Source organism: Pirellulales bacterium, assembly GCA_035499655.1.
Taxonomy (GTDB): domain Bacteria; phylum Planctomycetota; class Planctomycetia; order Pirellulales; family JADZDJ01; genus DATJYL01.
In genome coordinates this window covers 1-12,907 of the sequence record DATJYL010000172.1, presented here as the reverse complement: position 1 = coordinate 12,907, position 12,907 = coordinate 1, and the positions used below count along the sequence as shown (strand labels likewise).

Genomic DNA, 12,907 nt, shown 5'->3' with positions numbered 1-12,907 from the left:
TTGCACTGCCAAGAGTGATCGGAAAAGGCCTGCGGCGCGTCGAGTTTGTCGTCGTCGATTTCCAGTTTGACCGGCTTGGCGATATCGAGCGGGGCCCAGCCGGGTGGGAACGACAGCGTTAGGTCCGTGACGTTTTTGGTTTCCAGCGTCAGCAGTGAATCACCTTCTTCGGTGGTCGAGATGACGGCGTCGACGCTGGCTTGGGCCCAATGTTCGGCCAAACCATCGATCTGCAGCCAGTCCATGCGGTTGTAGCGGAGGGTATACGTAACAAAGTGAATTTCGGTCGGGGTGCGTTCGCGGCCAATTTCCGCTAAACTATCCACAGCAGCAGCAACGATTTTTTTCGCCTCGGGCTCGTAGGCATGCTTGGTGTGCGGCCCGATGACACGCCGCAGGGCGATTCCCTCGTCTTGCAGGGCTTTTTCCATAACGTCGGCAGCCTGTTTTTGCGGATCGTCCTCGCCGTTGTAGGCAATCGTGGGACATTGATACAAATTGGCAGCATAGGGCGGGCAGTCGTACCAGAAGAACAATTTGCGTTGCCAATCAGGCAGCGCGGCCACGGCATCATCCGACATTTTCAAGTACTGCTCGGTCTCGGCGAAGCCGGCACCCGGCGCGGCGGCAACCCAACGGTCGGCATAATGCACGGCCAAGTGCCAGCAACCCGCCCCGCCCATCGAAAAGCCGCGAATGGCGATGCGGTCGTCGTCGACGCGGTACTGCTGTTTGACGGCGTCGATGGCTTCCAGCACGTCCACTTCGCCGGCGAATTTGAAAGCGTTGCAATACCGGCCATAAGGATGCAGCACAATCGTGTCAGGCGGTGTGAAGTCGCCCGGCTTCTTACTTCGCTCGTCGAGAAAGTTCACTTCGCTTAGCTTTTCGTTGCGGCCGTGCAACCAGACGTCCAGGCGAAATTTGTGCGCGCTTTCCGGCCGGCAAGAAACAGGCACGACCAGACCGTAGGGTTGCACGGAGCCGTCGATTTTTGAGATGTAGCTCCGCACGACCAGGCCGGTGGCTTTGGTCCAGGGCGCTTCACCTTTTTGCAACTGATCGGCTCTGGCCAGCCCCATTTGCAACAATTCCTTGGCCTTGGCGATGTCGGCAGCATCGAAGAACTCATTGTTTTCCAGCGCGCTTTTGACCGCAAGCTGAAAAATCTGCACATCGGGCAACAGCGCCTGAATGTGCGGATCTTTGTTGGCGGCCAGTTCTTTAATGGCCCCATCCAAGCCTGCCAAGCCGCGCTCCAATTCGGCCCGATCTGCCGGCGGGACGTCAATTCCCGGCGGCGGCAACGGCTTGATGTGATCGCTTCCCTCCGGCGCTTGGGCCGCGGCGATTTGCACGCCTTGCGAGCCATTCATTCCAGGCGAAATCCCCATCGCTAACGCGGCAATTGCTAGAGCATTCATTGTTAAACTGTGAAACCATCCCATGTTGTTATGCATAAAATCAGCCTCGGAAACAGGAGTGAATTTCTGGCAATCGGGATAACATCTATCGAATTTCAACAGAAATGATCTCAGCGAAAAAAACTTTTTTTGCTAACTTGTACAAATCATTGTCGCCCGAGGTTAAACTAAATGGAAGCGAACTTTCGTGTGTTATGGCGCGACGAGGGGGCTCACGAGGCTGTTATGCGTAAAGATACTGTTGGTCGTCCGATGGAAGTGCTTTTGGTGGAAGATAACCGCATGGACGCCCACTTTGCTATTCGTGCCTTGGAGAAGGCCAACTTCCAGCACCGTTGCACGCTGGTGGTCGACGGCGTCGAAGCGATGGATTATTTGCAGCGGCGCGGCATTTTCGCCCGCGCCCCACGACCCGACGTCATTTTGCTCGATCTCGAACTGCCCAAAAAAGACGGCCGCGAGGTGCTGTCGGAAATTCGCGCCGACGAAGATCTGCGCGATATTCCCGTGGTGGTGCTGACCGGCTCGACCGACGAAGCCGACATGGCTCACACGCAAATGCTGCAGGTGGAAAGCTATTTGATCAAACCGGTCAACCTGAGCAAGTTTTTGGATGTGGTGCGCGAGCTGAAACGCTTTTGGCACCAGGGCGTGATTTTGCCGACGGTGTAGCGGCCAGGTGAATGGTGAGGAGTGAGTGGTGAATGGTTTTCCCATCACCTTTCAAACTCCGCTTGCGACTCACCACTAACCACTCACTCACTTCCGTGCCCGCTTGTGCCGCAGCGGCAGCCACGCGCCGTTTTCTTTGGTCGAGGCGACGCTTTGCTGGATGAAGTACATGCCTTCTACGCCGTCGCTGACGTTGGGATAAATGGTGTCGACCGTGGGAAATTTTTGGCCCGTGGCGCGCAAAATCATGCTGTCGTAGGCCGCCCGATAAACATTGGCGAACGCTTCGAAAAACGCCTCCGGATGTCCACTGGGCAAGCGGCACGCGGCTTTGCCAGCCTCGTTCATGAACGGTGCATTCGGATCGCGGGTGTACAAAGCGTGTGGCTGGCCGTTGCGCTTGAGCCACATTTTGTTGGGTTCTTCCTGGTGCCATTCCAGCGAACCCTTGGTGCCGTCGATTTCAATCCACAGATCGTTTTCACGGCCATGGCTGATTTGCGAGGCCGTCACGGTGCCCAGCGCCCCATTTTCAAATCGAACAACAACAGTACCGTAATCATCCAACGCCCGGCCCGGTTCAAACACTTTCAAATGCCCGCTGATCGACTGCGGCATCAGCCCGGTAATGTAGCGGGCCAAATTGAAGGCGTGGGTGCCGATGTCGCCCCAGCAGCCGGCCGCGCCGCTTTTCGCGGGATCGGACCTCCACGTGGCCTGCTTTTGATTTTGCAACTCCAAACGGGTCCGCAGCCAACCTTGCAAGTAGAACGAACGGATGGCGTTGATTTCGCCCAGCTCGCTGCCAAGGACCATTTGCCGGGCCTGCCGCACCAGTGGATAGCCGGTGTAGTTGTGCGTAACAGCAAACACCACGCCGGTGCGATCAACCACGTCGGCCAACTGTTCGGCCTGCGCTAAATCCAGGGTGAGGGGCTTATCGCAGATGACATTGAAGCCCGCTTCCGCGGCGGCTTTGGCAATTTCGAAATGCGTATGATTGGGCGTGGCGATGGAAACGAAATCGATCCGCCTGTCGGGCGGCAGCGCCTTTTCCTTTTCGATGAGTTCTTGATAGGAACCGTAAGCGCGGTCGGCGGGAATGTCGTAATCGGCGGCCGAGGCTTTACCTCGCTTTGGATCGCTGCTAAGCGCTCCGGCGACCAAGACGGCCCGGTTGTCCAACACTGCCGCCGTGGCATGCACCCGGCCGATAAATGCCCCTTGTCCGCCGCCGACCAACGCCATCCGCAATTTGCGATTCAACGCGCCGTTTGTGGCCATGACGAAAGCTCCACTCCCGTAAAAATGTAATACGGCTGTCCCTGACAAACTTTTTACCAGAAGCTCCCGCGGATGCTAGCGGAGCGCGGAAATTCCCAGCGTTTTAGGTCCCGCCATCCGTATGGCGGCGAAGGCAACCAGGGGCTATCATTCCGGATTGATTTACGAATGCAGACCCCAGATTTCAGCCGCGGCCGTTCAGCGGAGCTAATACTATGTTGCCAACCGTCAATCGCGCACGCTTGGGGTGGATTTCGCTGGGAGCGTTGTTGGGCTTTCTGCTGACCATTTTCATGCCAGCCCAACCGTTGCACGCCGTTGCTACCAGCGGGCAAGATGGCTTTCAACTGGCAACCGGCCTATTGGATAACACCGTCGAAGGCGTGTATTTTCTCGATACCCTAACGGGCATTCTGAAAGGCGCGGCCATGAACGTGAACAATTACCAGTTCACCACGGTGTTTGAAACGAACGTGATGACCGATCTGAAGCTCGACCCGTCCAAAAGCCCCAAATTCCTGATGGTTACGGGCTTGGCCGAGCTGCGTCGGGGGCCGTCGCAATTTCAGCCGGGGCTGGCCTTGATCTACGTGCTGGAACTCAACACCGGCACGTTGGCGGCCTACGGTGTGCAATGGAATATCGGCCGCACGACACAAGCCAACCCCATGCTGTCAGCAACGCGATTTGTGCTCTTACAAACCATGCAGATGCGAACCGTTGCCGTACGGCCGCCGTGATTGGGATGGGATTGCTGCAGCGAGCGGTGATCAGTGATGGCGAAAAACCTGCCATGGGCGGACTCGAGAATGCTTTCGCAGCCTGTAGGCAGCGTGTCAGCAGCGCGGTAAAATCCGCGGGTGACTGATTTCTTTGGCCCAGCCTACGCACTGCAATTGAACCACGGGATGGCAATGCAAATTTTCGTGAATGGTCGGCAACGCACGGTCCCCGAGGGAGCCACGCTGGCCCAATTGCTGGCCCAATTGGAACTGCAAGCGCACCATGTGGCCGTGGAAATCAATATGGAGCTTGTGCCCCGGGCCCAACATGAGCGGCATCGCCTTGCTGACGGCGACCGTTTGGAGGTAGTCACATTGGTCGGCGGCGGCTGAAGCACTCAGTAATCTTCAATTTATTGCGTAATAACCATGCCCACAACTCTTAAAGAACCCACTGCACCAGCCGATACTCGTTCCGCCGATTCCTTCCGTCTGGGCCGGCACACGCTTCGGAGTCGTTTGATTGTCGGCACCGGCAAGTACGCCAATTATGAATTGATGGCCCAATCGCTGGCGGCTTCTGGCACCGATTGCATCACGGTGGCGGTGCGGCGGGAACGACTGATCGACACTCAAGGGCACAACTTGCTCGATCACATCGATACCCGCCGCTACATTCTTCTGCCCAACACCGCCGGTTGCTTCACCGTCGATGATGCTGTGCGAATGGCTCGCCTGGGCCGCGAAATTTTGCTCGGTCTGGAAAACCCCGGCGCTGACTGGGTGAAACTGGAAGTACTGGGCGATACTAAAACACTGCTGCCCGATCCGGTGGCCACGTTGGAAGCCACCGAGCGGCTGGTGGCCGAGGGCTTTCAGGTGCTGTGCTACACCACGGACGACCCCATTACCGCGCGGCGGCTAAAGCAGGCCGGAGCCACGAGCGTGATGCCCGCCGGCAGTCCGATTGGTTCGGGGCAAGGGATTTTGAACCCGAACAACATTCGCATTTGCTTGGAATACTTGAAAGATGGCGATCCGGAATATCCGGTCATTGTCGATGCGGGCGTCGGCACCGCCAGCGACGTGACGATTGCCATGGAGTTGGGCGTGGACGGCGTGCTGTTGAACACGGGCATTGCGCATGCCAAGGATCCGCTTGTCATGGCCCAGGCCATGCAGGCGGCATGTGCCGCAGGCCGGTTGGCATATTTGGCCGGCCGCATTCCTAAAAAACTGTATGCGACGGCAAGCAGCCCAGAGACTGGAACGATTGCGCCGAAACCGCGGTAAATTAATTGAACCGCAGAGACTCAGAGGCGCAGAGCAGCAAAAATTCAAAAAATATCCTCTCCGCGTCTCTGCGGTTAAAAACCCTCATGATCGATCCCGGCGAAATTTTGGGTCCGCAGGGGCGCATCGCTGCGCGATTGACAGGTTACGAACAGCGGCCGCAGCAGTTGGAAATGGCTCAGGCTGTAGCGGTGGCCATTGAAGCACGGCAACACCTGATTGTCGAAGCCGGGACGGGCGTAGGGAAAAGCTTCGCGTACTTGGTCCCGGCCATTCTGGCTGTCACGACGGAGCCGCCGCCGGACGAATCAGTTGACGACGAGGTTGGATCGAACTGGCAGCCAGCTTCCGATTCCGGCAAGGGTTCTCCCGACCAGCCGCGCCCCATTCGCCGGATTGTCGTCAGCACTCATACGATTGCGCTGCAGGAGCAACTGGTTCAAAAGGACATTCCGCTGTTGCGTTCCATCATGCCGCAAGAATTTACGGCCGTGCTGGTGAAAGGCCGGGGGAACTATCTGAGCCGAAGAAGACTGAAAGCCGTGCAAGAGAGGGCGCGGAATTTGTTCATTGTCGACGAGGAGCTGGAACAGCTTCGCGAGCTAGGCGGCTGGTCGCAGCAAACCGCCGATGGCTCGCTGGCCGATTTGTCGTTTCGCCCCATCGACAGCGTGTGGGACGAAGTTGCCAGCGACAGCGGCAACTGCATGGGGCGCAACTGTCCGACGTATGCCGATTGCTTTTACTATCAGGCCCGTCGCCGGGCTAGCCGGGCCCAAATTTTGGTCGTCAATCACGCCCTGTTTTTCAGCGACCTGGCGTTGCGCCGGGCGGAAGCCAGCATTTTGCCGAATTACGACGTCGCCATTCTCGACGAAGCACACACGGTCGAAGGCGTGGCCGGCGATCACCTGGGCTTGGGGATTTCATCCGGCGCGATCGAGTACACGCTCAACAAACTGTACAACGACCGCACGAATCGGGGCTTGCTGGTGCACTACAAATTGGGCGATGCCCAGCAGGAAGTGGAACGCTGCCGAGTACGTGCCGAAGATTTTTTTCACGATTTGGATCAATGCCTCGACGACGGCGCCGGCCCGAATGGCCGTGTGAACAAGCCGGAAATCGTGCCGAATTTGCTCAGCCCCGCGCTCGATAAACTGGCGCGCCTCATCAAGCAGCACGGCGAAAAATTCAAGGACGATGCGCAGCGGTTCGATTTCAATTCCGCAGCCGAACGCCTACGGGCCATCGCCGCCGAAATCGACACCTGGATCAAGCAAGATTTGCCCGACGCCGTGTATTGGATCGAACGTTTCAAATCGCGCCGCGGCCACAAGCGGTTTGTGCTGTGCGCCGCGCCGATCGACGTTGGGCCCGCGCTGCGGGAACAACTGTTCAACACAGTTCCCAGCGTGATTATGACCAGCGCGACGCTGGCCGTGGGAACAGCTAGATCGGGCGGCGGCGGGAGCATCAACGTCGCCGAGGCTAACAGATCGATAGCCCCCGGTTTCAACGTGAGCTTAGCCGTCGATTCGGCGTTCGATTATTTCAAGACGCGCGTTGGTCTGACACAAACAGCTTGCTTGCGGTTGGGGAGCCCGTTTGATTACCGCGCGCAGGTGGAGTTGATATTGCCAGAGGGGATGCCCGATCCCAACGATAAGGAGCCGTTCGAGCAGGCGTGCCAGGAGATGATTCGCCGGTACGTGGCGCGGAGCGATGGCCGGGCCTTCGTGTTGTTTACGAGTTACGAGATGCTGCGCCGCACGGCAGCGGCGCTGACGCCGTGGCTGGTCGAGCAGAATTTGGCGATATTGTCGCAGGGCGATTTGGGAGGGCCGGGACGAAGCCAACTGCTGGCGCGATTCAAGGAAAATCCGCGCAGCGTGCTGTTTGGAACCGACAGTTTTTGGCAAGGCGTGGACGTGCCCGGCGACACGCTTAAAAACGTGATCATCACCAAGCTGCCGTTCAGCGTGCCCGATCGGCCGTTGTTGGAAGCGCGGCTGGAAGCAATTCGGGCGGCCGGGGGCAACCCGTTTACCGATTATCAACTTCCCGAAGCGGTGTTGAAATTGAAGCAAGGCTTCGGACGCTTAATCCGCACCAAAACCGACACCGGCCTGGTGGTGATTCTCGACCCCCGCGTGCGCAGCAAACCTTACGGTAAAATCTTCCTGGCCTCGCTGCCGCAGTGCACGGTGAAAATTGAAGACCGTGCCGAACGCAGTGGTGCGCGCGCTTCGATTCGGGCTCCATAATTGCCGGGGCTTACATCGATTTCAATAATTCTTTCCAGCGGGTCCAGGCTTCGTCGCGGGCTTTGACGTTGGCGACGTGGTTGGGGGCGGTGCTGGTCGGATCTTCGCCGTCCCGCATGAAGCCGTGGCCGGCGCCTTCGTAGGTGACTGGCTCGTAAGTTTTGGATTCTTTTTTCATCAGATCGGTGATGGCGGGAAGCATCGCGTCGATGCGGTTGTCGTTGCCGGCGTAGAAGCCATAGACGGGGCAATTGATGCGGGCAACATCGTCCTGCTTGGTCGGCGGCGGGCCGTAGAACGAGAAGCAAGCTTTCAAGTTTTTGTTGGTGGTGGTGTAACGGAACGATTCGCCTCCACCCCAGCAGTAACCACACACGACCACCTTGCCGTTGCAACTGGGGAGCTTGGAAGCGTAATCGTACACGGCATTCAGGTCGGCGGTGATTTGATCGGACGGCAGCTCGAAGATGTGCCTTCTGACCGCTTCTCCACCTTCGGCTTTGACGATGGCATCGGTGCCTTCGCCATTGGCGGCTTTGCCCCAGAGCAGGTCGGGGGCAATGGCAATGTAGCCGGCCTCGGCCAGCTGATCGGTCACGCCGCGAACCCAATCGGTGAGGCCGAAGATTTCGTGAATGACGATAACGGCCGTGGCTTTGTCTTTGGCTTCCGGATAGGTGATGAAGCAATTGACGGGGCGGTTGTCGTGGTTGAGCATTACCCATTCGCCGTGGCGGGGAGATTTTTCCAGTCGCTCTTTAGCCCAGGGCTGCGGTCCTTGAGCATGGACCACTTTGCCGCAAGTGGTGCAGACGATGGCGAAAATGGCGGCGCATGTGAGCAGCGTACCTGTGATTGAAAAGGGCATGGCTGGGCTCCGGTTAGGCAGGAGATGGGGTGCGGGGTTCAGGATTCAGGAATGAGTTATCACGAGTAAGGGGTCAGGTGAATTTCAGGGCTGCGAAATGCAGAATAAATGTTGTTTGCCGCGGAGGAAGATTTCGTTACCGGCAAGGGCGGGTGAAGCATCGACGCCTTCGTCCAGTGGGTTTGTCGCCAGCACTTCCAGTGTGTCGGCGTTGCGAATGACAGCGGTCGTGCCGTTGCGGCCGACAAAGTACACCTTGCCATCGGCGCCGACCGGCGAAGCGTAGGCGTCTTGCAGGCCATCGAGTCGCTGCGGCCCGAACAGGCGCTCACCGGTGGCAGCGTTAAAACAGGAAACAATCGCTTTGTTCACTTTGAAGCAATAGAGCCGGCCGTCGTACAGCAGCGGCGAAGGAACGTAGGGCGTGTCTTTATCGAACTTCCAGGCAACAGCGTCGGTGCTGGTGAGATCGCCGGTTTGGCCCAAGCGGATGGCCAGCAGCGAACTGCCTTGAAAACCGGTCATTATGTAGGCGATGCCGTCGGCGGCGACGGGCGAGGGGATAGCCGCTGGCGTCAGTCCGCCGCATTCCCAAACTTGTTTGCCGGTGGCCAAATCGTACGCCCGGGCTTTTTGCTTGCCGGAAGTGACGACCAGAGTCTGATCGCCGGTGGGGACGATGAGGGGCGTCGCCCAGGAAGTTTTTTCGTCGCGCGGAGTGCGCCACAGCTCTTGCCCGGTATCTTTATTGAAGGCGACGATGAACGAACCGGCTTCGTGATCCCAATTGACGACTACGGTGTTGCCGTACAGCGCCGGCGAGCTGCCTTCGCCGAAGGAGAAAATGGTGGTCATTTTGCCCAGGTCTTTTTCCCATTTCAGATGGCCTTGCATGTCGTAGCAGTGGAGACCGCGGGAGCCAAAGTAGGAGATGACGCAGGCGCCGTCAGTGACCGGCGAGTACGAGGCAAAACCGTGATCGGGATGATGGCCTTCGTGCGGCACGACCTCAGCAGCCACGGCGCGCCACCGCTCCTGGCCAGTTTGACGATCGAGGCTGAGTAGCACGAATTGATAATATTCGTCCGGCTTTTGGATGTTGAACATGGGCGGCGGCTTGGGCTTGGGAGCGTCTTTGGCGACGTCTTTGCCAGCATCTTTGGCATCGGCAGGCGGAGTGCTGCTGGACGCGTCTTTGGAGGTTGCCTCTTTGGGTGCTGCGTCATTGGCATCAGGGGGCGGGTCGGCGGGGAGTTCGATTTTACGGCCCGTTGGAACGGCGGTTTGGATGAAGATTTGATCGCTCCAGACAATGGGCGTGGAGGTGCCGGCGCCGGGAAGGCTGACTTTCCATTTGATATTTTTTTGTGTGCCGTCTAGGTTGGCGCTCCACGCGGTGGGCGGATGGGCATCGGGCGCGACGCCGGTGCCCAACGGGCCGCGCCATTGGGGCCAGTTTTGGTTCGACAAGCCGGAATTGGGCGAGGAAGCATTGGAGGCAGCCGCGGTATTGGACAAAGCAGGTGCATCAGGCGGAGCGGCCCAAAGCGAAGGGCACGCCAAGCCGGCCACCACGGCGGGATACAAGAACGTAAACAACCAGCAGAAAGTGCGGGCGGCAATTCGGCGGTGTCGCATAAAGCTCCTTCGGCACAAGGCAACAAGCGGCGGGACGTGGGCGGCTGCAGTGGTTTGCTGCTGCGCGCCAGCGCTGAGCGCAGATTGTACCGCGGGGCGAAGAGTCTAGCCACCGCCTGCGGAGAAGGTTGCCGCTAGGCGCCGCGGGTGGGCGCCATTAGCTGGCTGAGCGATTGGCCGGTAAATTTGGTTTCGAAGCAGTGCAGGCCGAATCGCTCCGAAAGCTCCTGGCAGACTTTAATGCCGCGCACGCTATTGCCTTTGCTATCCAGCGGCGGTGAAAACACGCCGATGCCAAATTGCCCGGGCACGACGCCGACAATTCCGCCGCCGACACCGCTTTTGGCTGGGATGCCGACCCGGTAAGCCCATTCGCCGGCGTAATCGTACATGCCGCAGGAGTGCATGATGCTGAGCAAGTATTTAACGTATTCCTGCTTGATGGCGCGCTGGCCAGTGGCCGGATTCACGCCACCGTTCGCGAGCGTGGCACCGATCATGGCCAGGTCGTGGCAGTTGACTAAAATCGAGCATTGTTGGAAGTACAGCTCTAGCGAATCTTGCATGTGCTGTCCCACCATACCGAAATTCAGCATCAAATGACCGATGGCGCGGTTGCGGTGGCCGGTGACCCGTTCCGACATGAAGACCGTATTATCGACATAAACTTCCCGTCCGCAGTAGCGGCTGAACATGCCCAGCATTCGACTGACGCGCTCCGGGTAATCTTTGCCAGTGATCAAGTCGGCGGTGGCAATAGCGCCGGCGTTGACCATGGGATTGAATGGCCGATTGGACGCTTCATCGAGCACGATGGCGTTGAAGGCTTCGCCCGTCGGTTCCACGCCCACTTTTTTCAGGACGTGTTCCAATCCATGATCTTCCAGCGCCAAGCCGTAAACAAACGGTTTGGAAATGGATTGGATAGTGAATTGTTGCTTGCAATCGCCGACTTCGAAGACTTGGCCGTCGGCGGTAATGATAGAGATGCCGAACCAGTTGGGATCTGCCTTGGCCAATTCGGGAATGTAATCGGCCACTTTGCCGTCGGCGACGGCGGCGTAACGGGCGTACAAATCGCGAAGGACATCGCGCAGGGGGGCGGCGGCTGCCTTCATTTTGCCCAGCAGCAAATCGAGTTCGCCATCGCCGGAGGTTACAGACACAACTTACTCCAAAATTCGTTTCACGACGCCTTGCAACTCCTGGCTGAAAGGATGGTCGGGAAAGCGGTTGGTAAAAATTTCACTACTGGCCAAGCGCACCATTTCGGTGTTCAGCGGCAGTACGCCAGCCACTTCGGCCTGATACATCGCTTGAATTTTTTCGCGCAGTTCCGGCACGTTGGTTCCGGGAGCCACCTTGTTGACCAGCAACAGCATTTTGGGGACGGCCAGTTTTCGGGCCAGTTCGACAGCGACGGCCGTACCCTGGAAATCTTGCTTATCAGGCCGGACGATCAAAATCAACATGTCCGAAACGGCGATGGAAAGGAGCGTTTCCTCGTTAACGCCCGGATGGGTGTCGATGAACAGGTAATCCAAATTCAGTCGGCGAACGGCGTCTTGCAGCCCATCGTTCAGCAATGCCACGTCGTACCCTTCCCGCAGAATACGTGCAATTTCGCCGGTGCGAAGGCTGGAGGGAATTAAGAAGACCCGGGGATGCTCGGCTTCTTGGGGCACATTGCCAATGCAGCGCGGGGTGACGTCGTAAGCGGCTTCTTCAATGCGACAGCGGCCCCAGAGATAATCGTTCAACGATTTTTGAATGGCGGATTCTTCGAGCTGGAACAGGACGTGAATGCCGGGGGATTGAATGTCGGTGTCGATGACGCCCACGCGATGGCCGGCGCGGGCGGTCAACACAGCCAGATTGGCCGTGGTGTTGGATTTTCCCGTGCCGCCGCGGAACGAATGCGTGGAGATGATTTTTGGCAAAGCGGTAACTCGCGGGGAATTATTGACGTTGCTGGCGCAGTTGTTGGGCGCGGCGCTGCAGCTCCAGGAAATAATCGCCATCGGCAATTTCGGCCACTTCGCGCTGGAGCTTGGAGTGGTCGAGCTCGAACATGTTTTCTCCCACGGTGGAATCGAACATCATCGTCATGCGATTGTCTGCGTGCGGGGCGCGGGGATCGAAACGCAATGTGGGGCCGCTGGAGCCAAGACGAAAAGTGGTTTCGCCTTGAATGGGTATTTCGGCAATGGTTTCGCCTTGCACGATAACGCCATGGCGTCCTAACGAGACCAGCGACCATTGGCCGCATTGATTCCGCAGTTCCGCATGATTGCGCGAAACGTAAGGATCGCTGATTTGTACGTCACGATCGTCGGCCCGGCCGATGGAAATCAATGGTTGTCCGCTGAATTGCCAACTGCGAATCGGCCGCCCTAACGCTGAATCCATCAGGTGGATGGCAGCGTGGAGAGACGAATCGGGAGCGTTGGGATTTGACAAGTCTGCCATGTACCGACCGCCTGTTCGGTAATCCTACGAGCGCAGCATCTTCCCCTCGCCGATAACGATGCCGCGGCAGGTTTGCAATTTTCATGCCGCCGGCCATTGCGAAGAACCGAAGATGAGACAACTCGTTACATCACAAGACAATTTATGCAGATTTAATTTATCCGAAGAACCCAGTTTGCCAAGCGTGCGTGCAGAATCTGCACTGATTGCGCGCAAAAACAGTCGGGGGCCATGAGCACGAGGCGATCTGATGGCAGCCGCTGCCACCGG

13 protein-coding genes are annotated in these 12,907 nt (G+C 58.0%); 5 read left to right on the top strand and 8 right to left on the bottom strand.

Annotation, left to right across the window (positions count from 1 at the left end; all coding sequences use genetic code 11):
• Window positions 1-1,424, bottom strand: a 1,424-nt coding sequence (locus VMJ32_12220) for a prolyl oligopeptidase family serine peptidase (protein HTQ39785.1), incomplete at its 3' end; no start/stop codon positions are given.
• 225 nt (window positions 1,425-1,649) lie between these two features.
• Here VMJ32_12220 and VMJ32_12215 point away from each other — a divergent pair.
• Window positions 1,650-2,096, top strand: a complete 447-nt coding sequence (locus VMJ32_12215; protein HTQ39784.1) for a response regulator — start codon at window positions 1,650-1,652, stop codon at window positions 2,094-2,096.
• 87 nt (window positions 2,097-2,183) lie between these two features.
• Here VMJ32_12215 and VMJ32_12210 read toward each other — a convergent pair whose 3' ends face one another.
• Entirely contained in the window at window positions 2,184-3,380 is a 1,197-nt protein-coding gene (locus VMJ32_12210) for a Gfo/Idh/MocA family oxidoreductase (GenBank protein HTQ39783.1), read from the bottom strand.
• Window positions 3,381-3,595: 215 nt separating this feature from the next.
• Between VMJ32_12210 and VMJ32_12205 the strand changes: the two genes are divergently transcribed.
• The 4 genes from VMJ32_12205 (at window position 3,596) to VMJ32_12190 (ending at window position 7,662) form a co-directional block, all read left to right on the top strand.
• Complete coding sequence (locus tag VMJ32_12205; GenBank protein ID HTQ39782.1) at window positions 3,596-4,120, top strand: hypothetical protein; 525 nt, start codon at window positions 3,596-3,598, stop codon at window positions 4,118-4,120.
• 168 nt (window positions 4,121-4,288) lie between these two features.
• A complete protein-coding gene (thiS, locus tag VMJ32_12200) occupies window positions 4,289-4,495 on the top strand; it encodes a sulfur carrier protein ThiS (GenBank protein HTQ39781.1) in 207 nt (68 codons plus the stop codon).
• A 36-nt stretch (window positions 4,496-4,531) separates the two neighbouring features.
• The gene (locus VMJ32_12195) at window positions 4,532-5,395 is read left to right on the top strand and encodes a thiazole synthase (GenBank protein HTQ39780.1); all 864 of its coding nucleotides are present in this window, start codon (window positions 4,532-4,534) and stop codon (window positions 5,393-5,395) included.
• A gap of 86 nt (window positions 5,396-5,481) precedes the next feature.
• Window positions 5,482-7,662 carry a helicase C-terminal domain-containing protein gene (locus tag VMJ32_12190; GenBank protein HTQ39779.1) on the top strand — a complete coding sequence of 727 codons (2,181 nt, stop codon included), beginning with the start codon at window positions 5,482-5,484 and terminating at the stop codon, window positions 7,660-7,662.
• A 10-nt stretch (window positions 7,663-7,672) separates the two neighbouring features.
• On the opposite strand, the gene VMJ32_12185 is transcribed toward VMJ32_12190, so the two are convergent.
• From VMJ32_12185 to VMJ32_12160, 6 genes are all read right to left on the bottom strand, one after another.
• Window positions 7,673-8,530 carry a dienelactone hydrolase family protein gene (locus tag VMJ32_12185; protein ID HTQ39778.1) on the bottom strand — a complete coding sequence of 286 codons (858 nt, stop codon included), beginning with the start codon at window positions 8,528-8,530 and terminating at the stop codon, window positions 7,673-7,675.
• 84 nt (window positions 8,531-8,614) lie between these two features.
• Window positions 8,615-10,168, bottom strand: a complete 1,554-nt coding sequence (locus VMJ32_12180; GenBank protein ID HTQ39777.1) for a PQQ-binding-like beta-propeller repeat protein — start codon at window positions 10,166-10,168, stop codon at window positions 8,615-8,617.
• Window positions 10,169-10,302: 134 nt separating this feature from the next.
• Entirely contained in the window at window positions 10,303-11,334 is a 1,032-nt protein-coding gene (glsA, locus tag VMJ32_12175) for a glutaminase A (GenBank protein HTQ39776.1), read from the bottom strand.
• A 3-nt stretch (window positions 11,335-11,337) separates the two neighbouring features.
• Window positions 11,338-12,189 (bottom strand): MinD/ParA family protein, encoded by an 852-nt coding sequence (locus VMJ32_12170; protein HTQ39775.1) that lies wholly within the window; start codon window positions 12,187-12,189, stop codon window positions 11,338-11,340.
• Window positions 12,128-12,637, bottom strand: a complete 510-nt coding sequence (locus VMJ32_12165; protein ID HTQ39774.1) for an FHA domain-containing protein — start codon at window positions 12,635-12,637, stop codon at window positions 12,128-12,130. The genes VMJ32_12170 and VMJ32_12165 overlap by 62 nt, the downstream gene beginning before the upstream one ends.
• Window positions 12,638-12,718: 81 nt before the next feature.
• A partial coding sequence (locus tag VMJ32_12160) for a hypothetical protein (protein HTQ39773.1) occupies window positions 12,719-12,907 on the bottom strand: 189 nt, incomplete at its 5' end.